The 22,156-nt window shown below is 61.6% G+C and carries 20 protein-coding genes; 12 read left to right on the forward strand and 8 right to left on the reverse strand.

The genetic code is table 11. The features are described from left to right. Position 1: 1 nt before the first annotated feature. Positions 2-2,383 (reverse strand): TonB-dependent siderophore receptor, encoded by a 2,382-nt coding sequence (locus HYE77_RS17660; protein WP_177069063.1) that lies wholly within the window; start codon positions 2,381-2,383, stop codon positions 2-4. A 196-nt stretch (positions 2,384-2,579) separates the two neighbouring features. On the opposite strand from HYE77_RS17660, the gene HYE77_RS17665 reads away from it, so the two are divergent. Next, on the forward strand, positions 2,580-3,290 hold the full coding sequence (locus HYE77_RS17665) for a response regulator (RefSeq protein ID WP_003213692.1): 711 nt from the start codon (positions 2,580-2,582) through the stop codon (positions 3,288-3,290). Beyond that, on the forward strand, positions 3,287-4,678 hold the full coding sequence (locus tag HYE77_RS17670; RefSeq protein WP_003213693.1) for an ATP-binding protein: 1,392 nt from the start codon (positions 3,287-3,289) through the stop codon (positions 4,676-4,678). Before HYE77_RS17665 ends, HYE77_RS17670 begins: the two co-directional genes overlap by 4 nt. Positions 4,679-4,818: 140 nt before the next feature. Here HYE77_RS17670 and HYE77_RS17675 read toward each other — a convergent pair whose 3' ends face one another. The 4 genes from HYE77_RS17675 to HYE77_RS17690 form a co-directional block, all read right to left on the reverse strand. Beyond that, a complete protein-coding gene (locus HYE77_RS17675; protein WP_003213695.1) occupies positions 4,819-5,019 on the reverse strand; it encodes an SEC-C metal-binding domain-containing protein in 201 nt (66 codons plus the stop codon). Further along, positions 5,016-5,516, reverse strand: coding sequence for an LEA type 2 family protein (locus HYE77_RS17680; protein ID WP_177069064.1), 501 nt, complete (start codon positions 5,514-5,516; stop codon positions 5,016-5,018). Before HYE77_RS17680 ends, HYE77_RS17675 begins: the two co-directional genes overlap by 4 nt. A gap of 61 nt (positions 5,517-5,577) precedes the next feature. Then, positions 5,578-6,048 carry a YchJ family protein gene (locus HYE77_RS17685; protein ID WP_003213699.1) on the reverse strand — a complete coding sequence of 157 codons (471 nt, stop codon included), beginning with the start codon at positions 6,046-6,048 and terminating at the stop codon, positions 5,578-5,580. A gap of 4 nt (positions 6,049-6,052) precedes the next feature. Then, positions 6,053-6,550: a DUF6231 family protein gene (locus tag HYE77_RS17690; protein ID WP_008432105.1), complete on the reverse strand. Its 498-nt coding sequence runs from the start codon at positions 6,548-6,550 to the stop codon at positions 6,053-6,055. Positions 6,551-6,730: 180 nt separating this feature from the next. Between HYE77_RS17690 and HYE77_RS17695 the strand changes: the two genes are divergently transcribed. The 3 genes from HYE77_RS17695 (at position 6,731) to HYE77_RS17705 (ending at position 8,599) form a co-directional block, all read left to right on the forward strand. Beyond that, positions 6,731-7,426, forward strand: coding sequence for an OmpA family protein (locus HYE77_RS17695; protein WP_177069065.1), 696 nt, complete (start codon positions 6,731-6,733; stop codon positions 7,424-7,426). 128 nt (positions 7,427-7,554) lie between these two features. Then, positions 7,555-7,848 (forward strand): DUF1145 domain-containing protein, encoded by a 294-nt coding sequence (locus HYE77_RS17700; RefSeq protein ID WP_102368245.1) that lies wholly within the window; start codon positions 7,555-7,557, stop codon positions 7,846-7,848. After that, the gene (locus HYE77_RS17705) at positions 7,841-8,599 is read left to right on the forward strand and encodes a hypothetical protein (RefSeq protein WP_003213707.1); all 759 of its coding nucleotides are present in this window, start codon (positions 7,841-7,843) and stop codon (positions 8,597-8,599) included. The genes HYE77_RS17700 and HYE77_RS17705 overlap by 8 nt, the downstream gene beginning before the upstream one ends. A 102-nt stretch (positions 8,600-8,701) precedes the next feature. Here the strand turns inward: HYE77_RS17705 and HYE77_RS17710 are convergent, their stop codons facing one another. Beyond that, entirely contained in the window at positions 8,702-9,166 is a 465-nt protein-coding gene (locus HYE77_RS17710; RefSeq protein ID WP_003213709.1) for a CopD family protein, read from the reverse strand. Positions 9,167-9,265: 99 nt separating this feature from the next. Between HYE77_RS17710 and dinG the strand changes: the two genes are divergently transcribed. The 6 genes from dinG (at position 9,266) to HYE77_RS17740 (ending at position 17,798) form a co-directional block, all read left to right on the forward strand. Continuing rightward, complete coding sequence (dinG, locus tag HYE77_RS17715; RefSeq protein ID WP_008432096.1) at positions 9,266-11,410, forward strand: ATP-dependent DNA helicase DinG; 2,145 nt, start codon at positions 9,266-9,268, stop codon at positions 11,408-11,410. 95 nt (positions 11,411-11,505) lie between these two features. Further along, positions 11,506-13,833, forward strand: coding sequence for a beta-galactosidase (locus HYE77_RS17720; protein ID WP_008432094.1), 2,328 nt, complete (start codon positions 11,506-11,508; stop codon positions 13,831-13,833). A 92-nt stretch (positions 13,834-13,925) separates the two neighbouring features. Continuing rightward, on the forward strand, positions 13,926-15,071 hold the full coding sequence (locus tag HYE77_RS17725) for an EstA family serine hydrolase (protein WP_003211696.1): 1,146 nt from the start codon (positions 13,926-13,928) through the stop codon (positions 15,069-15,071). Between the two features lie 142 nt (positions 15,072-15,213). Next, positions 15,214-16,377 carry an OmpA family protein gene (locus HYE77_RS17730; RefSeq protein WP_134325848.1) on the forward strand — a complete coding sequence of 388 codons (1,164 nt, stop codon included), beginning with the start codon at positions 15,214-15,216 and terminating at the stop codon, positions 16,375-16,377. Between the two features lie 27 nt (positions 16,378-16,404). After that, positions 16,405-17,052: a pyridoxamine 5'-phosphate oxidase gene (gene pdxH, locus HYE77_RS17735; RefSeq protein ID WP_003211693.1), complete on the forward strand. Its 648-nt coding sequence runs from the start codon at positions 16,405-16,407 to the stop codon at positions 17,050-17,052. Positions 17,053-17,333: 281 nt separating this feature from the next. Further along, positions 17,334-17,798, forward strand: a complete 465-nt coding sequence (locus tag HYE77_RS17740; RefSeq protein ID WP_003189251.1) for a glycine zipper 2TM domain-containing protein — start codon at positions 17,334-17,336, stop codon at positions 17,796-17,798. An 81-nt stretch (positions 17,799-17,879) separates the two neighbouring features. Here the strand turns inward: HYE77_RS17740 and nhaA are convergent, their stop codons facing one another. Then, positions 17,880-19,067 (reverse strand): Na+/H+ antiporter NhaA, encoded by a 1,188-nt coding sequence (gene nhaA / locus HYE77_RS17745; protein WP_003211688.1) that lies wholly within the window; start codon positions 19,065-19,067, stop codon positions 17,880-17,882. A gap of 213 nt (positions 19,068-19,280) precedes the next feature. On the opposite strand from nhaA, the gene HYE77_RS17750 reads away from it, so the two are divergent. Further along, a complete protein-coding gene (locus HYE77_RS17750; protein WP_173406096.1) occupies positions 19,281-20,378 on the forward strand; it encodes a PLP-dependent cysteine synthase family protein in 1,098 nt (365 codons plus the stop codon). A 135-nt stretch (positions 20,379-20,513) separates the two neighbouring features. Here HYE77_RS17750 and HYE77_RS17755 read toward each other — a convergent pair whose 3' ends face one another. Continuing rightward, positions 20,514-22,127: an NAD(P)/FAD-dependent oxidoreductase gene (locus HYE77_RS17755; protein ID WP_177069066.1), complete on the reverse strand. Its 1,614-nt coding sequence runs from the start codon at positions 22,125-22,127 to the stop codon at positions 20,514-20,516. Positions 22,128-22,156: the final 29 nt, after the last annotated feature.

Below are 22,156 nucleotides of genomic sequence, written 5' to 3' on the forward strand. Positions count from 1 at the left end.
CTTAAAACTCATAGTCGACACTGGCGGTGAGCGTGCGCCCGGCGCCCGGAATGCCGTAGAGCTGGAAGCCGTCCAGGGACGCGCCGATCTGGCTGTAGTAGAACTTGTTAAACACGTTGTTCAGGTTGAGGTTGACCGTGGTTTGCCTGGTCACTTTGTATTGCGCAGCCACGTTGTTGAGCCAGTAGCCGGGGGCCTTTTCGTGGTCACGGGTGTAGATCGCGTACACGCCGGACGGGCCGGTGGCGTAGCTGCTGTTGTTGTTCAGGCCGCCGACGTATTTGTTGTCGCTGTAGCGGCGGCGTCCTACGTATTGCGCGCCGTAACTCAGGCTCAGGTCGTCGGTGACGGCGTAGGTGGTCCACAGGTTGGCGGTCAGGTCGGGAACATTCTTGGCTTCCTCGCCTTTGTTGGCCCCTTTGGTCTGGGTGCTTTTCAGCGCGGAGAACCCGCTGTACACCGTCCAGCGCGGGCTGATATTGCCTTGCAGGCCCAGTTCCACACCGTCTACGCGCTTGGCGGGGAGGGCGCGTACCGGAGCGCTTTCGCCGTCCTGGTATTCCCAGGAGTTGTCCAGTTCGGTGCGGAAGATCGCGGCGGTGACGTTCAGCAGGTCGTGGGCAATGTCCCACTTGGTGCCGATCTCGTAGGTCTTCGACTTGGCCGGGGTGTAGTTGCTGGTGCTCGCGGCGCCGTAGATCTGGTTGTTGGTCGACGCGCCCAGGGCTGACGGTTGTGCCGCTTCGCTGTAGGACACGTAGATGCTGCCGTTAGGCAACGGCTTGTACACCGCGCCGACCCGGCCGCTCACGGCACCGTCGGTGCTGTCGATGGACGCTTGGCCACGCTGGGTGGTTTTGGCCTGCCAGTTGTCGTAGCGCAGGGAGCCGAGCACTTGCCACTGTTCATTCAGGGTGATGGTATCGCCCAGGTAGATGCCGGCGTTGTCGATCACTGAGCGTGGCTGGCCTTCACCCTTGGTCACTTCGGTGCTGGCGAAGCTGTGGTTCGGGTCGTTCATGTCGAAGAACAGATCGCCGGCCGGCACTTCGGCGTTGCGTTTCAGGCCGCCGTAGGTCTCGTGATAGAACTCGAGCCCGCTGACCAGCGCGTGTTCCAGCCCGCCGGTATTGAGCTTGAAGGCGAAGTCGGTCTGGTTGTCGAGGATGGTGTAGCGCGTCGACTGACCGAAGTCGCTCCCTCGCAAAATACCGTAGGCGGTGTTACCGCTGTTGGCGTATCCCGGGTAGGCATTTACCGTGCTGCCGGGCACTTGGCTGATCGGTCCTACGCCGGTGTAGCCCAAGGTCGCACAGCGCGTGCCGGTGCAGGTTTTTTGGCCATTGCCGTTGGCGGCGAAGAAGCGCGCGGGCGAGAGCACCGCGAAGTTGTCGGTACGCTCCCACTTGGTCTGGTTCTTCAGGGTCGCTTCGTTCCAGTCGAAATCATGCTCGAAGCGGGTGGTCAGCGAAGTGGTTTTGGTCTGCTGGGTGTACAGGTGCGAGTCGCCATACCAGTTGGAGCGCTTGACTCCCGGCATGCGGTCGCCGTCGGTGCCGCGCTGGATCGGCACACCGCCGTCCGGCGTGTTGTCGTCCTTCTGGTAGAAGGTGTCGATAAACAGGCGGGTGTCGGTGCCCAGGCCGAAGCCGAGGGAGGTCGCGATGCCCCAGCGGTCGTAGTCCACGTCGTCACGCTCGGCCACCTGGTTGTAGTGCTTCATCAGGTTGATGCGCAGGGCGGTGGTGTCATTCAGTTGTTGGTTGAAATCGCCGGTGAGGCGGCGGTAGCTGTCGGTGCCGATGCCGGCCGAGAGTTTGTTGGCATCCCCCAGGTGCGCCTCTTTACTCACCAGGTTGACGCTGCCGCCTACCGCGGAAACGCCGGATTCGATCGAGCCGGTGCCCTTGAACACTTCTGCCTGTTGCAGGTTGAAAGTGTCGGTGCGGGTCGATTGGCCGGCATCGCGCACACCGTCGACGGTCAGGCTCTGCTCCGAGGAAAACCCGCGAATCGAAAACAGGTCGCCCCAGCCCAGGTTGCCTTCGCCGGACATGAAGGTGATGCCCGGCACGTTGCGCAACACTTCCTGCAAGGTCTGCGCGTTTTGCTCCTTGAGCACTTGCTGCGGGACGATGGTTACGCTTTGCGGGGCATCAAGCAGCGGCTGGCTGATTTTTGCCGAGGTCACCCGGTCGACTTTAAAGGCGGAAGTGGCTTCACCGTCGATCTTGATTTCCGGCAGGCTCAGCACTGAATCATTCGACGCCGCCACCGGCGCATCGGCCCAGGCGGTGGGAGAAACGCTGCCGGCGGCAAGCAGGCCGAACATCGGCGCAAGGGTAGATTGCAGCGACAGGGCGCGAGGGGTAGGCAATGGCATTCGGAGTGACCTAGGCTAAATTACAATTAATCTCATTTAGATTCGGTAGTCTAAAGACCGATACCGGCCGCCATGCCGTGGCTTTGTAATGTGGATGCGTGATTACCGCTTCCCACAACATTCCATTACATTTGCGCGTACTCCTGGCTGAAGTTTCGGCTATCTCCTGCCTTTTGAGTTTCGGACGAATTGCCCCATGGCCAAGCAAGACCACCTGCTGATCGTTGATGACGACCCGCAAATCCGCCAATTGCTGTGCGACTACCTGAGTGACGCCGGCTTCCAGGTGTCCACCGCCGGCGACGGCAAGGAAATGCGCCGCCGCCTGGCGCTGAATGTCATCGACCTGATCGTCCTCGACCTGATGTTGCCCGGCGAAGACGGCCTGAGTTTGTGCCGCGAATTGCGCGTCAGCTCCAACACGCCGGTGATCATGCTCACCGCCAAGGGCACGCTGATCGACCGGATCGTCGGCCTGGAAATCGGCGCCGACGATTACCTGCCCAAGCCGTTCGACCCGCGGGAGTTGCTGGTGCGGATCAAGGTGGTGCTGCGCCGGGTGCAGAGTTTTCCGGACCGGGCGCGGCTCGATGAAGCACCGAGCATCAGCTTTGCCGGCTGGCAGCTGGACACCCGGGCCCGCCAATTGCTTTCGCCGGAAGGCGTGGTGGTCAGCCTCGGCAACTCCGATTACCGGGTGTTGCGCCTGTTGTTGCAGCATCCCAACCGGCCGCTGAGCCGCGACTTTTTGCTCAACCACGTGTTCGACAAAGACAGCACGCCGTTCGACCGCTCGATTGATGTGTGCGTCAGCCGACTGCGCTCGCAGTTGCCGGCCGGGTTGATCAAGACCGTGCGCAACGAGGGTTACATGCTCACCGCCGACGACGTGGCGCTGCAATCGTGAAACTGCTGCCGCGTTCGCTGTTCGGCCGGCTGGTGCTGATCCTGGTCAGCGGCATGCTCGCGGCCCAGGCCCTGACCAGCAGCATCTGGTACGACATGCGCCACGGCCAGGTGCTGGAAATCCCCAGCCGGCTGATCGCCACGCGGCTGGCGGACGTGGTGCGGCTGGTACACAGCGATCCGGCGCAGGCGGATGTGCTGATCAAGCTGCTCGATACGCCGCGCTTTCGCCTGACCCTGAGTGACCAGGCCAGTGATGTGACAAGCAGCATCAGCGACAGCGACCAGGCCACCGAGCGCTTGCTGAATAAAGTGCTCTCGGAGAAAACCGGCTACACCCAGAACCTGCATCTGTTGAGCCTCAAGTTGCTGGATGCCGAGGGCCAGCATGCCGGGCTGTCGACTCTGCTCAGCTCCAGGCCTGTGGTGGGGCAATTCCTGATTGACCTGCGTTTGCCGGACGGGCGCTGGCTGCAAGTGCAGGCCACCGAGGAACAAGGCTGGACCAGTACTTCGCCGATGGACTTGCTGTTCGATTACGTGATGCGCATTTATCTGCTGCGGGTATTGGTGCTGGTGATCATTGCCCTGGTGGCGGTGCGCCTGGCCATTCGCCCGCTCAACGCCCTGGCCAAGGCTGCCGAAGCCTTGGGCCGGGACATCCAGCGGCCACCGCTGGCCCTCGATGGGCCCACCGAAGTGCGCCGCGCCGCCCAGGCGTTCAATGCCATGCAGCAGCGGCTGATCGCCAATATCGCCGAGCGCACGCGCTTCCTGGCGGCGATTTCCCACGACCTGCGCTCGCCCATTACGCGCCTGCGGTTACGTACAGAAATGCTCGACGACAACCGCACCAAGGAACGTTTTCGCAGCGACCTGGAAGAAATGGAGCACATGGTTTCCAGCACCCTGGACTTCGTCAGCAGCGGCGAAATCAACGAGAAGCGCCAGAACATCGACATCAACGCCTTGCTGCAAAGCTTGCAGGCGGACCTGCAGGACGTGGGCGAGACGGTGACGATAGAAGGGCGGGCCAAACAGCCATTGCCGGGGTATGCCCGCAGTCTCAAGCGTTGCGTGCAGAACCTGCTGGAGAACGCGGTGCGTTATGGCTCCGAGGTGGTGGTGCGGGTAGAGGACAAGGCGGACAGCTTGAAGATTGTCATCAGCGACCGTGGGCCGGGGATTCCCCAGGAACAACTGGAACAGGTGATGGAGCCGTTTTACCGGGTGGAAGGCTCACGCAATGTGGAAACCGGTGGTTACGGGCTGGGGCTGAGTATCGCGCATACGATCGCCAGTGCCCATGACGGGCGGTTGGGCTTGAGCAATCGGGAGGGTGGGGGATTGGAGGTGGTGTTGGAGTTTCAGCGCAAATCCTGGCCTTGAAATGCAGGCTAAATGTGGGAGCGGGCTTGCTCGCGAAAGCGGTGTATCAGTAACAGAGAGGTTGACTGACACTGCGCTTTCGCGAGCAAGCCCGCTCCCACATTTGGATGTGCAGTGTTTCGAGAATCGGGTTTCTTAACTCAAGCCCCGTGGCACTTCTTGAATTTCTTCTCGCTGCCGCACGGGCAAGGATCGTTACGACCCACGTCCTTCAACGTATTGCGCACCGGCTCCTGGTGAGCGTGGCCGCAGTTCGGGCCGTGGACATGGCCGTGGTCGTGATCATGATGATCGTGATCGTGGTTGCAGTCGGGACCATGGACATGGGGTTGCTGAGTCATCGATGTCGCTCCGGAATATAATCGCCGGGGATTATCTCGCCATTGCGCAACACCTGCACGTCGTTCCCGATAAATAAACCGGTTTTCAACTCGCCTTCAAGACGATAGGGCACGGGATCGCGCGGATTTTTCAGCATGTCGACCACATCGCGGATCTGCGGCCACAGGTTGGTGCGCACCGATACCCGGAAAAAAGCGTGGCTGTGGGGTGGCACGGTCAGCCATTCGTTGGACTCGCCTTCGGTCAGCACCATCGTGCCGAGGCTGACCTTGTAAACCAGGCCGCGTACGGTCAGGTCGTTGTCGTCACGGTTATCCACGCGGAAATACAGCTTGAACTTCTGCTCCAGCAACTTGACCCGCACGGGGTCGACCTTGACCAGACGCACCTCGGGGGCGGGCGTATCGTCGGCGAACCACGACGCGCAGCCGGAGAGCCCCAGCATCAATGCCAGCAGAAGGCTGTAAGTCCTGAATACCCGCGCCTGAGAAACCATGCCGTTACTCCGTGTGAAGAGTCAGCATAGCAAGCGAGAGCCTGTCGGGTATCAATGAATGTCAGAGGTAGCCGGAACAGCACTTCTTGAATTTCTGCCCGCTGCCACACACGCAGGCGTCATTACGCCCGGCCTTCACGTCCACTGTCGGGTCGATAAAGTACCAGTGCTCATTGTTCTGTACGAAAGATGAGCGCTCGCGGTGGCTGTGTTCGCCGGTGCTGTCATGCCAGCGAGCGGTAAAGGTCACGAAGGCGTGTTCCGGCTGGCCGCCGAACACCTCGGAGCTTTCCACTGAAAGGCCCAGCCAGGTGCTTTGGGCGCTCCAGGCGCCGATGGCGGCCGTGTCCAGCCCGGCTTGCTGCGCAGGCAGGGTGGTTGCCACCAGGTAGTCCACCAGGCCCAGCACATAGGCGCTGTAGCGCGAACGCATCAACGCTTCGGCGCAGGGGGCCGGGTGGCCGGCGTGATAATGACCGCAGCAGGCATCCAGCAGGTTGCCGCTGCCGCAGGGGCAAATGGATGTACTCATCGGGTTACCACCAATACTTTCCGAAATTTTGCGGGTTGGCCCAGAAGCGGGCGTTCAGCCAATCCGGCACCTGTTTATAGTCAAGCAGATCATAGGTAAACAGCGTCAAAACCTGATCGTCGCGCTGGAAACGCTCGCTGGCTTGCAGGGCCAGGGAGAAGAAATCGGTGTCTTTCCAGTGGCAGGCCTCCAGGTCCACCAGCACCGCAATGCGACTGGCATTGAGGTTGCGGATGCCCCCCAGCAGGGTCAGGCCCGCAGGTTTTGACAGGTGTTCCAGGCAACCGACCGCCAGTGCCAGGTCAAAACGCTGGGCCGCGAGGTCGGTGGGCAAGGGACCGGGCTCGGCGAAGGACACCACGGTATCCGGGTGTGCTTCCTTAAAGGCATCCAGCGCCGGGAACTGGCTGGCGCCCAATAACAACAGGCGTTTGGGCGCGTGAAGATCAAGCAGCGCAGCGAGCGCTTGCTGGGGTGTACGGGAAGAAATACCGGCAGTCATCGAAGATCCTCACATCAGGACCGTAGAGACTAGCCTGCCTGAGCGTGCGGGCCTAGAGCGGGCGGCGAGAATAAACCGCTCGGCCCAATGAATACTGGGGTGTGACACGCTGGCGCAGATGAAAAGAGCCGTCTTTACTCCACTCGTCGGCCCCCGCCGATCCCCTCAGGAGAAAGTCAGATGAGCATCATGCGGACAGCTCTACCCTTGGTTCTGCTAACCGGAGTATTGACAGGTTGCGCAGGCTTGCAAAAAACCGACTGGCCCACCTGTGCCGCCGTCGGCGGTGTGACCGGTGCTGCCATTGGTGCGACCCAAAGCTCGTCCTATGCAGGCTACGGCGCACTGCTGATTGGCGGCATGGCTGGCGCCTATTGCTGGGTGCATGGCGACGGTGACGAGGACGGCGATGGCGTACCGGACAGCCGCGACAAGTGCCCTGGCACGCCAAAAGGCGTGCAGGTCGACGCCAATGGCTGCCCTCCGGTGCCGGTAGCGGTGGTTCAAGAGGAAGTGGTGGTGGTCAAGGAAGAAACCATCGTGATTCGTGACGTGCACTTCGAGTTCGACTCCGCGACGCTCACGGCTGCCGACAAAACCAAGCTCGACGTGATTGCCACCCGCCTGAAAAAAGAGGCCCCGAGTGCGCAGCTGCGCGTCAGCGGGCATACCGACAGCGTCGGTAAAGATGCCTACAACCAGAAACTCTCTGAACGACGCGCTCATTCGGTGACCGACTACCTGGTCAGTTCCGGCATCCCGCGCAGCAGTTTTGTCTCCGTGACCGGCGCCGGCGAAAGCCACCCCGTAGCCGATAACAAAACCGCTGATGGCCGCGCGCTGAACCGCCGCGTGGAAATTCAGATCAACCGCTGACCCCGCCTCAAGGCCCCTGTGGAATCCCCAGGGGCCCCTTCATCAATTTTTTAATCCTTCACTGGCACAACGCCTGTAGAAGTCGTTACTGTGCGCCCAAAGAATAATGTGCAAGGGGAGCGTGCGGGATGAAGGTGTTTTGGGGGCTGGGTAAATTCTTGACGTTGCTGTTCTGGGTCGTGGTGGTGGTCAACCTGATCACACCGCTGATCAACCCGTTCCACCTGTTGGTCAACCTGGCCGGCAGCCTGTTGTTGCTGACCCATGTTCTGGAACTGCTGTTGTTCAACGGCAGTGTGAAAACCCGTGCCCATCCCTGGCGTGACCGCTTACAGATCCTGCTGGTGGGTATGTTCCATGTGCAGAGCTTTTCGACGCCGACACCGACTAATGATGTAAACAAGGAGGCCAATCATGCGTAAGGTTTTTCTGTTGGCCCTGCTGGTCAGCCCCATTGCCCTGGCCCAGAGCGTCAGCGTCGAGACCAACTCCTTGATGCGCCTGCCCAACAGCAGTGGTGTGTTGCAACTGGAGCGACTGGACGTGGCGGATTACGGCACCTTGCTGATTCCCGCCAATATCACCCAGGTGACCGTGGATGAACTGCACCTGGGCCGCGACGCGCGAATCGCCATCGTGCCCGGTAGCACCACGTTGCAACTGCAGGTGCGTCAGGCGCAGCTGGAGCAGGGCAGCCAGATCACCTCACGCGGCGCTCCCGGTACCCATGAGCGCCCGGCCAAGGCGGGGCGTGACCTGGTGTTGCGGATTAACTCGCTGACGGCCGATGAGCTGTCGGTGGATGCCCGCGGTGGCGCGGGTGCCCAGGGTTATGCCGGGCTGGATGGTGCCAACGGCGAAGACCCGGGCTGCACCTGGGGTTCGGCCGGGCGCGGTGCCAATGGCGACAACGGCGGCGACGGGCTGCCGGGCGCGGCGGGCGCGCAGGTTCGTGTGGAATTGCCGCAGGACTTCCCGGGCGAGAAAATCAAGGTCTGGGTGGACGGCGGAGCCGGTGGTTTGGCGGGCACGGCGGGCAAGCCGGGTAAAGGCGGGCAGTCCAAGGGGTGCCTGGTGTACCGCGCGGATGGCGGCGAAAAGGGCCGGGCCGGGTTGGAAGGGCAGCCGGGGCCAGCGGGGCCTGCGGGTGCTGTGACCATTCAGAGGCTCTGAGGCGACTGGCCTGACGCTTTCGCGAGCAAGCCCGCTCCCACATTTGAAACGCATTCCAAATGTGGGAGCGGGCTTGCTCGCGAAAGCGGTCTACTAGGCGCTTTAGAACATCGGCCGTGCCGAAGCAATCGCCACCAGCACCAACCCCACTATCAAGTTAATCCCCACCAATTTACGAATCTGCCCCAAGGCCGCAGCCCCGGCCGGCCAATCCTCAGCCGCCACCGCCACGCGCAGCTCCGGCAACTTCAGCGCCTGAATCCGGATAAACAGCGCCGTCATCACCACATACAACCCCATCATGACCTGTACATAACGCGGCGCGGTCTCAAACCCGCTGAAGCGCAGTTGCAGCAGGCCGACACCGCTGATCGGCAACACCAGCACCGCCACCCAGACCCACACGAAAAAACGTTGAAACACATTTACCCAGAGTTTCAGCCGGGCCGGCCCGTCCAGCGCGGCCATGGCGGCGGGGCGCAGGATCATCCAAGCGAAAAACATACCGCCGACCCAGATCAGGGCGGCCAGTACATGCAGGGTGTAAGCGAAGCTAAAGACGGTCATTGGGGTACTCCGTTCTGCGCGGGATTAATTAGCGGGGTATGATAGCGGCCGATCCGAACCACTGAAAATTTATCCAGCGTTTTTTGCGCCCGACTATCCATGATCAGCACTGAACTCAAAACCACGATCCAGGGCGCCTACTCGCGTTTTCTCGAAGCCAAGAGCTTGAAACCGCGGTACGGCCAGCGCCTGATGATCGCCGAAGTCGCCAAGGTCCTCGGGGATATCGACACCGACGACGAAGGTCGGCGCAGTGGCGACCCCGCCGTGGTGGCCGTCGAGGCCGGCACCGGTACCGGTAAAACCGTGGCCTACAGCCTGGCGGCGATCCCCACCGCCAAGGCCGCCGGCAAGCGCCTGGTGATTGCCACCGCCACCGTCGCCCTGCAAGAGCAGATTGTCTACAAAGACCTGCCCGACCTGATGCGCAACAGCGGCCTGAATTTCACCTTCGCCCTGGCCAAGGGCCGTGGGCGCTATATGTGCCTGTCCAAGCTCGACGTGCTGTTGCAGGAAGGCCACGCGCAAACCGCCACTGCCTCGCTGTTCGAAGAAGAAGGCTTCAAGATCGAAGTCGATGAGGTCAGTCAGAAGCTGTTTACCAGCATGATCGAGAAACTGGCGGGCAATAAATGGGACGGCGACCGCGACAGCTGGCCCAATGCCCTGGAAGACGCCGACTGGGCACGGCTGACCACCGATCACAGCCAGTGCACCAACCGTCATTGCCCCAACTTCGGCCAGTGCGCCTTCTACAAGGCCCGGGAGGGCATGGGCAAGGTCGACGTTATTGTCACCAACCATGACATGGTCCTCGCCGACCTGGCCCTGGGGGGCGGCGCCGTGTTGCCCGACCCGCGCGACACACTCTACGTGTTCGACGAAGGCCATCACCTGCCCGACAAGGCCATCGGCCACTTTGCTCACTATACGCGGCTGCGCTCCACCGCCGACTGGCTGGAAACCACGGCCAAGAACCTCACCAAGTTGCTCGCCCAGCACCCGCTGCCGGGCGACCTGGGCAAGTTGATCGAGCAGGTGCCGGAGCTAGCGCGGGAGATCAAGACCCAGCAGCAATTCATGTTCAGCGCCTGCGAGCAGGTGGCAGACTTCAAGCCCGGCGAAGATGTGGAAGGTCGCGAACGGCCGCGCCATCGTTTCGTTGGCGGGCTGATCCCCGAGCACATGCGCGAAATGGGCGTCGAGCTGAAAAAGGGCTTTTCGCGCCTGACCGACTTGTTCACCCGTCTCACCGATTTGCTCAAGGAAGGCATGGATGGCGAGGTCAATATCGGCATCGCCAGCAATCAGGCTGAAGAATGGTACCCGCTGTTTGGCAGCCTGCTGTCCCGGTCCCAGGGCAACTGGGAGTTGTGGACCGCCTTTACCGTCGAAGACCCGGAAGACAACCCGCCCATGGCCCGTTGGCTGACCCTGTCGGAAAGCGGTGCGCTGTTCGATATCGAGGTCAACGCCAGCCCGATCCTGGCGGCGGAAATGCTCCGACGCAATCTGTGGAACGTGGCCTACGGTGCCTTGGTCACCTCGGCTACGCTGACGGCCCTGGGCACCTTCGACCGCTTCCGCATGCGCGCCGGGCTGCCGAAGAAGGCCGTCACCGCCGTGGTGCCCAGCCCGTTCCATCACGCCGACGCCGGTGTGCTGCGGGTACCGGACCTCAAGGCCGACCCACGGGATGCGCCGGCCCATACGGCGGCGATCATTCGTGACCTGCCATCATTGGTGGAGGGCTCACGGGGCACGCTGGTGTTGTTCTCGTCCCGCAAACAGATGCAGGACGTGTTCGACGGCCTCGACCGTGACTGGCGCAAGCAGGTGTTTATCCAGGGCAACCTGTCGAAACAGGAAACCCTGAACAAGCACAAGGCGCGGGTGGATGGCGGCGATTCCAGCGTGCTGTTCGGCCTCGCGAGTTTCGCCGAGGGTGTGGATTTGCCCGGTGCCTACTGCGAACACGTGGTGATCGCCAAGATCCCGTTCTCGGTGCCGGATGATCCGGTGGAAGCCGCGTTGGCCGAATGGATCGAAGCCCGGGGCGGCAATCCGTTCATGGAGATCTCGGTGCCGGACGCTTCCTTGAAACTGGTCCAGGCCTGCGGCCGCCTGCTGCGTACCGAAGAAGATCGCGGCACCATCACCTTGCTTGACCGGCGTCTGGTTACCCAGCGCTATGGGAAAGCTATCCTGAATGCTTTACCGCCGTTTCGGCGGGAAATTTCTTAAGGCTCAGTGGGCGAATTCGCCCACTTTGTGGTCTATCTCACCATCGCTTCACGTCATCAGGCCAGTCACCGGCCGTTTGGGAGAACCTTGTTCACATGATTCGCACGCTGCCCGCTGTTTTTGCCCTGTTGTTTGCCGCGCCATTGCTGGCTGCGCCTGCCGGGCAACAAACCTTGTTCAACTTTGTACGGCCCGCCGATGTGGTCAAGGTGGCGACCCAGGACGCCAGCCTGCCGCAATACAACGCCGAACAAACCGCTGAAGGCGAAGTGCTGCGCCGTATCACCTTCAACCCGGCGGCCGAACCGAGCCTGGTGCTCAGCCCGCAGACCGGCGCCTGGGACTGGTCGCAATCCGGTGCCATGAGCCTGCGTATTCAAAGTGCGATGGACTGGGCGCTGACCCTGTACGTCAAGGTGCAGAGCAATGACGGCCGAACGCTGTTCAGCCGTATCGACCTGCCAGCCGGTCCCGCGCAAACGCTGTTGATTCCGCTGCAAGCCAACTCGCCGCTGAGCCAGGGGATGAAGGCCGGCCCGCCGATGCCGATCACCGTCGATGGCCAGCGCGTGCTGCTGGCCAGCAGCGAAGGGGAGATCGACCGCAGCCAGATCGTGTCGGTGACCCTGTCGATGATCAAGCCGAACGTCGCCCAAAGCATCTTGCTCGAACGCTTTGGCGTGCAGGACATCGCGCCGGTACTCAAGGCTACCTACAGCGATCTGGTGGACGCCTATGGGCAGTCCACCCGCGCCCGGTGGCCGGAGAAAGTCAGCAGCGACGAGCAGTTGAGGGCCGCAGCGGTCAAGGAACAGCAACAGCTCAAGGGCTGGCTGGCCGAGCGCGACAAGGCCTCCCTGGACAAATTCGGCGGCTGGAACAAGGGCCCGGCCTTTGACGCCAGCGGCTTCTTCCGCACCGAGAAGCGCGACGGGCGCTGGTACCTGGTGACACCGGAAGGCCATCCGTTCTACTCCCTGGGCGTCAACACCGTCGCCCCGGACAACAGCCAGACCTACGTAGCGGGCCGCGAATGGATGTTTGCCGCGCTGCCCAAGGCCGGCGAGCCTTTCGACAAATACTACGGCAGCGGTGACAGCCGCAGCGGCAATGGTGCCGATCAGGGGCGCAGCTTTAATGTCGGCCGCTGGTACGACTTCTATGGCGCCAACCTGCAGCGTACCTATGGCCAGCCGTGCGTGCCGCCGGCACCTTGTGCTCCGGAAGGTTTCGACCAGAAACGCTGGGTCAGCCACACCCTCGACCGCCTGCGGGCCTGGGGTTTCAATACTGTCGGCAACTGGAGTGCGCCGCAGCTGGCGACCGCCGACCGCGTGCCTTACACCTTGCCACTGTCGATCGTCGGTGATTACGCGAGCATCAGCACCGGCACCGATTGGTGGGGCGGCATGCCCGACCCGTTCGACCCGCGCTTCGCCATGGCCACCGAGCGTGCGGTGGCAATTGCCGCCCGTGACCATCGCGACGACCCGTGGCTGATCGGCTTCTTTGCCGACAACGAACTGGCCTGGGCCGGTCCCGGTGATGATGCGAAATCCCGCTACGCCCTGGCCTACGGCACCCTGCGCATGACCACCGACGTGCCGGCCAAGCGCGCGTTTCTCAAGCAATTGCGCGACAAGTACCGCAACCAGGAGGGGCTTTCCAGGGCCTGGGGCATCGAGCTGCCCGCCTGGGAACTGATGGAAGACCCGGGCTTTGTGCCGCCAATGCCAAGCCCGGAGCACCCGGAAATCGAAGCGGACTTCAAGTACTTCCAGAAGACCTTTGCCGACGCCTACTTCAAGACCATCTCCGATGCATTGAAATGGCATGCGCCCAACCAGCTGTTGCTGGGTGGCCGATACGCGGTCAGCACGCCGGAAGCGGTGGCGTCCTGCGCGCAATATTGCGATGTGCTGAGCTTCAATATGTACACCCTCAAGCCTCAGGACGGCTACGACTTTGCGGCCCTGCGGACGTTGGACAAGCCGGTGCTGATCACCGAATTCAACTTCGGCTCGGCGGACCGCGGCCCGTTCTGGGGCGGCGTGACGCAGTTGGCCCGGGAAGAGGATCGTGGGGTTGCCTACGCCAACTTCCTGAAGCAGGCCATGGCCGAGCCGTCGATCGTCGGCGTGCATTGGTTCCAGTACCTGGACCAGCCGGTTACCGGCCGTTTGCTTGACGGCGAAAACGGCCACTTCGGCCTGGTCGGCATCACCGATGTGCCGTTCCAGGGGTTTGTCGACAGTGTGCGCAAAAGTAACCTGGCTGCCGTCGATCAGCTGGGCAAGGAGGCCGAAAAGGCCAAGGCTGCCGCAGCGGTCCACGCCGGTGAGGGCGGCAAGCCCGGGCGTGAAGGCAATGCAGCAGCGCCGGGTGCAGAGCATTCCGGCGGGCATTCCGGCAAAGGTCATTGATGGGGGCTGATCGACGAGAGCGGGTTCACAAATCGCTCAATGGCTGGAACAATGTCGGCCACTTTCTGTAGTACTTTTCCAAGGGGGCTTAGGTGCAGATTCAGGGTCATTACGAGCTTCAATTCGAAGCGGTGCGTGAAGCCTTCGCCGCGCTGTTCGACGACCCTCAGGAACGTGGTGCCGCGCTGTGCATCCAGATTGGCGGCGAAACCGTCGTCGACTTGTGGGCCGGTACCGCCGACAAGGACGGTGCCGAGGCCTGGCACAGCGACACCATTGCCAATCTGTTCTCCTGCACCAAGACCTTTACGGCCGTCACGGCGCTGCAACTGGTGGCCGAAGGCAAGTTGCAGCTGGATGCGCCGGTCGCCAAGTACTGGCCGGAGTTTGCTGCCGCGGGCAAGGAAGCCATCACCCTGCGCCATCTGCTCTGCCACCAGGCCGGGTTGCCGGCCCTGCGTGAAACGCTGCCCGCCGAAGCCCTGTACGACTGGCAGATGATGGTCGACGCCCTCGCCGCCGAAGCGCCATGGTGGAAGCTCGGGGAAGGGCACGGTTATGCGGCGATTACCTATGGTTGGCTGGTGGGCGAGTTGCTGCGCCGCGCCGACGGTCGTGGGCCGGGCGAGTCCATCGTGGCCCGGGTTGCACGGCCACTGGGCCTGGATTTTCATGTGGGGTTGGCGGATGAAGAGTTTTATCGAGTTGCCCATATAGCCCGAGGCAAGGGCAATGTTGGCGATGAGGCGGCACAACGTTTACTTCAAGTAACGATGCGCGAGCCGACGGCGATGACTACCCGTGCATTTACCAATCCACCGTCTATTCTGACCAGCACTAATAAACCCGAATGGCGGCGTATGCAGCAGCCAGCGGCAAATGGTCACGGTAATGCGCGAAGTCTGGCGGGTTTTTATAGTGGGCTGCTCGACGGTAGTTTGCTGGAAGCCGATATGCTCGAAGAGTTGACCCGCGAACACAGTATCGGCCCGGATAAAACCTTATTGACACAAACCCGGTTCGGGCTGGGTTGCATGTTGGATCAACCGCACGTGCCAAACGCCACGTTCGGCCTTGGCCCACGGGCCTTTGGGCATCCCGGGGCCGGTGGTTCGGTGGGGTTTGCCGATCCGGAACATGATGTAGCCTTTGGTTTCGTGACCAATACATTGGGCCCTTATGTACTTATGGACCCGCGGGCGCAAAAGTTGGTAAGAATATTGGCCGGTTGTCTGTAAATAGCTTGCTGTCTTGCGTTTTTTTGTTACAAAGGCACATACAAAAAGACGCTAGGCAAAATGTTGTAACTTTAATGTTCCAAAAGCGTCTGTTTAACGGGTCATTCAGGCCCCTGGTTTTTTCTCATTTTGTGGATATCTCATGTTATCGAACAAGTCCTTGGCACTGGCGCTATGCCTCACTATTACTGGCTGTGCACAAACCCCACAAAATGATGCCGAGGGCGGGCATTGGTGGTCATTTGGCTCCGATAAGGCTGCTACCAAGGACGCAGTGAGCCAGGCCGACACCAAACCGGATGCCAAGCCGGCGGTCGCGGCCAAGGCGCCAGCGCCGGTAGCACCGGCTGCTGCACCTGCACCTGCACCGGTTGCGAAGGCGGATACCGGCTCGAGCTGGTGGCCGTTCTCGTCGAAAGCCGACGACGCCAAGGCAGACCTGAAGGCCGACCTCAAGGCGGCAACGCCTGCCTCCGGCGCCCCGGCTGATGCACCGGCCGCTGCACCTGCCGTTGCCAAGACGGATACCGATACCAAATGGTGGTGGCCGTTCGAAAGCAAGCCAAAGCCATTGGCCAAGGTCGACGTCGCCAACATCCCGATGCCTGATCCAAAAATCACCCAGGCCTGGCTGGACGACTACGAGCCACGCCTGCGTCTCGCGATCAAGGACAGCAACCTGCAACTGGAACGCCGTGACAACGTATTGGTGGTGATTGCCCCGGTTGATGGCTCCTACAACCCGAAACGCCCGGCGATGTTGCTGCCCGTGACCCTGGGTCCGTTCACCCGTGTTGCCAAGGCCGTTGAAGGCGATCCGAAGACCGCCGTACTGGTCCTGGGCCATGTAGATACCTCGGGTGCCGAGCCGGTGAGCCAGGCCCTGACCAAGGAACGTGCACAGTCCATCGCTTCGATCTTCAGCCTCAGCGGCCTGAAGCAGGACCGCCTGATGCTGCGTGGCATGGGTGACCTGATGCCGCGTGCCGCCAACGACAGCAACCAGGGCCGCGCCCTGAACCGTCGCATGGAAATCATGTTCACCCAGCGCACCACCATGCTGGCCTTGTTGAGCAAGTACAACTCGGCCAATCCGCCGAAGGCTGAAATGGTCGCTGTGCAGGACGTTCCTGCTCCAGCCGCTGCTCCGGTCAAAAAAGCTGCCGCTCCGGCGAAAAAAACCGTCGCCAAGAAAGCTGCCGCCAAGCCGGCTGCCAAAAAGGCCCCGGCCAAGCCTGCTGCTAAAAAGCCAGCACCTGCCAAGGCCGCCGCTCCAGCTGCTACCAACGACCAGGCGAAGAACTGATTATTTGAGCAAGAAGGATAAAGCCGCATGACCCAGGCACTGGCCGATATGCGCCGTGACTACACACGGGACGGTTTGAGCGAGGCCCAGGCCCCGGATGAACCGTTTGCCTTGTTCCACCAGTGGTTCGCCGACGCGGTGAAAACCGAACAGCCACCGGTGGAGGCCAATGCCATGACCCTGGCTACGGTGGACCAGGACGGTCGCCCGCACTGCCGGATTCTGCTGCTCAAGGGCCTGGATACACAGGGCTTTACCTTCTTCACCAATTATCAGAGCGCCAAGGGCGAACAACTCGCGGCGCGACCGTTTGCCGCCATGACCTTCTTCTGGCCGACCCTGGAGCGCCAGGTGCGCATCGAAGGTCGGGTGGTCAAGGTCTCGCCCGAGGAGTCGGATGCTTACTTCCAGGTCCGTCCCCTGGGTAGCCGCCTGGGTGCCTGGGCTTCACCGCAAAGCCGGGTAATCAGGGACCGCGAAGAGTTGCAGGCGCTGCTCAAGGCCACCGAACAACGCTTCAGCGATACCCAGCCTGATTGCCCCGAACACTGGGGTGGTTACCGCCTGCTGCCGGAGCGCATCGAGTTCTGGCAAGGCCGCGCGAGTCGTTTGCACGACCGCTTGAACTTCCGCTTGCAGGGGGCCGACTGGACCCGTGAGCGCCTGGCGCCCTGAGCCCACCTTTCGTCACCTCGCCTGAATGTAGCGCTGCACGCCGAAGTCTCTAGTCAGAGGCCTTGGATGGGTAGCGCTGCGCTGCGTTATGCGGCCGTTAGCTACAATGATGACAGCGTCCATCGAGATCCTGAGGGAGGTGGGATTGCTACCGTTCGTCGAGTTTTTCGGTACAGGTTCTCTGTACTAAGGCTGAATGAAAACAATTTTCTGCCCGGCATGCCGTGACAGGCGGCAAGCCACAGCGGTTTAATGGATACCTGTCCTTTGGAGTTGATGCTATGCGTAAGTCCGTTTTACTAGTTGCCTGCTTTACCACCCTGTCGCTGCTGCTGGGTGGCTGCGCCTCGAGTCTGACCGGCGACTCGTACTCCCGTGACGAAGCTCGTCGTGTACAGACTGTTCGCATGGGCACCATCGAATCCCTGCGTCCGGTGAAAATCGAAGGCACCAAGACCCCAATCGGCGGCGCTGCGGGCGCAGTCATCGGTGGCGTTGGCGGCAGCGCCATCGGCGGTGGCCGTGGCAGCATCGTGACCGCCGTTATCGGCGCAGTCGCCGGCGGCCTGCTGGGCTCGGCCACCGAGGAAGGCCTGACCCGCACCCAGGGTGTTGAAATCACCGTCCGCGAAGATGATGGCAGCATGCGCGCCTACGTCCAGGCGGTTCAAGAGAACGAAATCTTCCGCATCGGCGACCGCGTCCGCATCATGACGGTGGACGGAACCAGCCGCGTTACTCGCTAAGGGTAAGGTTGCAGGAAAAGAAAAACCCCAACCGGGTGGCCGGTTGGGGTTTTTTGTTGGGGGAGCGATTGTTCTTAACGGTCAGGCTTGTACGAGCGCCTGCTTGCGACTGGCCATCGCCGTCACTGCATACCCGATCAGCGCCGCCAGTATCGACCCGGTCAGGATGCCCATCCGGTCCATACCCGCGTATTCACTGCTGCCCGGCACAAACGCCAGGGAGCCGACAAACAGGCTCATGGTGAAGCCGATGCCGCACAGGACCGCCACGCCCAGCACCTGGCCCCAGTTGGCGCCGGCGGGCAGTGCGGCAAGGCCGGTTTTTACCATGACCCAGGTGAAACCCAGTACGCCAACGGTCTTACCCAGCAGCAGGCCGGCGGCGATGCCCATTGGCACGTGGTGGGTGAAGCTTTCCAGGTTGACGCCCACCAGCGAGACGCCGGCATTGGCAAAGGCAAACAGCGGCAGGATCGCGTAGGCCACCCAGGGATGCAGGGCGTGTTCCAGGGTCAGCAGCGGCGATGGCTCGGCGTTTTTGGTGCGCAGCGGGATGCAGAACGCCAATGTCACGCCCGCCAGGGTGGCGTGTACGCCGCTCTTGAGCACGCAGACCCACAGGATCAGCCCGACAATCATGTAGGGCCCCAGCTTGACGACACCCAGCCGGTTCATGGCTATCAAGGCGATCAGGCATGCCGCTGCGCCGGCCAATGACGCCCCGGACAGGTCGGTGGAGTAGAAGATGGCGATCACGATGATTGCGCCAAGGTCGTCGATGATGGCCAGGGTCATCAGGAACAACTTCAGCGAAACCGGCACGCGCTTGCCCAGCAGGGCCAATACGCCCAGGGCGAAGGCAATGTCGGTGGCCATGGGGATTGCCCAGCCACCCAGGGCGGCCGGGTTGTCCTTGTTCAGCGCCCAATAGATCAGCGCCGGCACGACCATGCCGCCGATGGCTGCCGCTCCCGGCAGTACTACTTGCGAAGGCTTGGACAGTTGGCCGTCGAGCAACTCGCGTTTGACCTCAAGGCCGATCAGCAGGAAGAACAGGGCCATCAGGCCGTCGTTGATCCACAGCAGCGCCGGCTTGGCGATTTTCAGGGCGCCGATTTGTGCGACCACCGGCACGTCGAGAAAACTCGCGTAGAGGTGCGACAGCGGTGAGTTGTTGATGATCAGCGCCAAAGCGGCAGCAGCGATCAGGAGCAGACCGCTGGCGGCTTCCAGCTGGAAGAAACGGGTGAAAGTGCTACGCAGAGGCAAGGGATGCTCTCCAATCAAAGTTCAATAGGTGGGTACCCTAACCCGTACCGTTAGTTGTTAAAACAAAAGTTATATTCTTATTTGTTATAAGGGATCGGTCTGATCACTTGCGCGCCAGACCCCGGAAATTGTGTGTCCAATTGAGTCATGACTGTATCTGTGTGGAGTGTAGGAAACATCCTAAGATCAGGACTGAAATCCTTAGAGAAACCGATCATGAGCGACAACCGCCAATGGGCCCGCGAAGCCATTCGCATTATTGAAGCGGACTTCCAGCGCAGCGCCGACACCCACCTGATCCCCTTGCCAATGCAGGGTTTGCCAGGTATCGAGTTGTATTTCAAGGATGAGTCCAGCCATCCCACCGGCAGCCTGAAACATCGGTTGGCGCGTTCGTTGTTCCTCTATGCGTTGTGCAACGGCTGGCTCAAGCCCGGTGCACCGGTGATCGAAGCCTCCAGCGGTTCCACGGCGATTTCCGAGGCGTACTTCGCCAGGCTGCTGGGCTTGCCGTTTATTGCGGTGATGCCGGCCACCACTTCCCAGGAAAAGATTGCGCAGATCGCGTTCTACGGGGGCAAGAGCCATCTGGTGCAGGATCCGACGCAGATCTACGCCGAATCCGAGCGCCTGGCGCAGGAAAGCGGTGGTCATTTCATGGACCAGTTCACCTATGCCGAACGTGCCACTGACTGGCGCGCGAACAACAACATCGCTGAATCGATCTTCCAGCAACTGCGCTTTGAGCGTTATCCGGAGCCGAGTTGGCTGATTTCCAGCCCCGGCACGGGTGGCACCACGGCGACGTTGGGGCGTTATGTGCGTTATCGCCAGCACTGCACCCGAGTGTTGTGCGCGGACGCGGAGCGTTCGGTGTTTTTCGACTACTACCTGAGCGGCGACGCCAGCCTGCGCCTGGACTGTGGCTCGCGCATCGAAGGTATTGGCCGGCCACGGGTTGAGGCGTCGTTCCTGCCGAAAGTGATTGATGCGATGGTCAAGGTGCCGGATGCGCTGTCCCTGGCGGCCATGCATTACCTGGCGCAGCGCTTGGGGCGACGAGTAGGCGGCTCAAGTGGCACCAACCTGATCGGTGCGTTGATCGCGGCGCAGCAGATGAAGGCGGCAGGGGAGTCGGGCTCGATCGTGGCGATCTTGTGCGACGGCGGTGAGCGCTATGCCACGACCTATTACGATCAGGCCTGGCTGGCAGGGCAGGGGTATGAGTTGGAGGGTTTGATTGCGGCCGTTGCGGCGAGTGTCGAGCGGGGGCAACCGTTGCCGGAAAGCATCCTGCGCGCCAATATCTAAAACACCGCATTATCAATGTGGGAGCGGGCTTGCTCGCGAATGCGGAGTGTCAGCCAATACATGATTCGGCTGATCCACCGCATTCGCGAGCAAGCCCGCTCCCACATTTGATCTGCTGCGTTTTCAGCGCAGTGGTTAAGCCTCGATACCCAACATATCCCGCGCCAGCGCCTCGGCAATCCGAATCCCGTCGACACCCGCCGACAAAATCCCACCGGCATAACCGGCACCTTCGCCCGCCGGGAACAGGCCTTTCACGTTCAGGCTCTGCATCGACTCGTTACGGGTAATCCGCAGCGGCGAAGAAGTGCGGGTCTCGATCCCGGTAAGGACCGCGTCGTGCAGCGAGTAGCCCTTGATCTGCTTCTCGAACGCCGGCAACGCTTCGCGGATGGCTTCGATGGCAAACTCCGGCAACGCCAGCGCCAGGTCACTCAGGGCTACGCCGGGCTTGTAGGATGGCTCCACGGTACCGATGGCGGTGGACGGCTTGCCGGCGATGAAATCACCCACCAGCTGCGCCGGTGCTTCGTAGTTGCTGCCGCCGAGGATGAACGCGTGGGATTCCAGGCGTTCCTGCAACTCGATCCCGGCCAGCGGGCCGCCCGGGTAATCCACTTCCGGGGTGATGCCCACCACGATCCCGGAGTTGGCGTTGCGTTCGTTACGCGAGTACTGGCTCATGCCGTTCGTTACTACGCGGTTCGGCTCTGATGTCGCCGCGACCACGGTGCCGCCCGGGCACATGCAGAAGCTGTACACCGAACGGCCGTTCTTGGCGTGGTGCACCAGTTTGTAATCGGCGGCCCCGAGTTTCGGGTGGCCGGCGTACTTGCCCAGGCGTGCAGCGTCGATCAGCGACTGCGGGTGTTCGATACGGAAACCCACCGAGAACGGCTTGGCTTCCATGTACACGCCACGGCCATGCAGCATGCGGAAGGTATCGCGGGCGCTGTGGCCGAGGGCCAGGATTACGTGCTTGGACAGGATCTGCTCGCCGCCATCCACCACCACGCCATTCAACTGGCCGTCTTCGATCAGCACGTCGGTGACCCGCTGCTCGAAGCGCACTTCACCGCCCAGGGCGATGATCTGCTGGCGCATGTTTTCCACGACGCCGGTCAGGCGAAACGTACCGATGTGCGGCTTGCTGACGTAGAGGATTTCGTCTGGCGCACCGGCCTTGACGAACTCGTGCAGCACCTTGCGACCGTGGAATTTCGGGTCCTTGATCTGGCTGTAGAGCTTGCCGTCGGAGAAGGTCCCGGCGCCGCCTTCACCGAACTGCACGTTGGATTCCGGGTTCAGCACATTCTTGCGCCAAAGGCCCCAGGTGTCCTTGGTGCGCTGGCGCACTTCGCGGCCGCGCTCGAGGATGATCGGCTTGAAACCCATCTGTGCCAGCAACAGCCCGGCGAAGATCCCGCACGGGCCAAAACCGACGACGATCGGCCGCTCGGTCAGGCCTTCCGGCGCATGGCCCACGACCTTGTAGCTGATGTCCGGCGCCGGGTTGACGTTGCGGTCGTCGGCGAACTTGAGCAGCAGGGCCGCCTCGCCTTTGACTTCCAGGTCGATGGTGTAGATGAAGCACAGCTCCGACGATTTCTTGCGGGCGTCGTAGCTGCGTTTGAACAGGGTGAAATCGAGCAGGTCATCACTGGCGATGCCCAGGCGTTGCACAATGGCAGGCCGCAGGTCTTCTTCGGGATGGTCGATGGGCAGCTTGAGTTCGGTGATTCGTAACATGACAGGAATCCGGTAGGCGGCGGGCAAAG

The sequence above is a fragment of the Pseudomonas sp. IPO3774 genome, assembly GCF_013386835.1.
Classification (GTDB): domain Bacteria; phylum Pseudomonadota; class Gammaproteobacteria; order Pseudomonadales; family Pseudomonadaceae; genus Aquipseudomonas.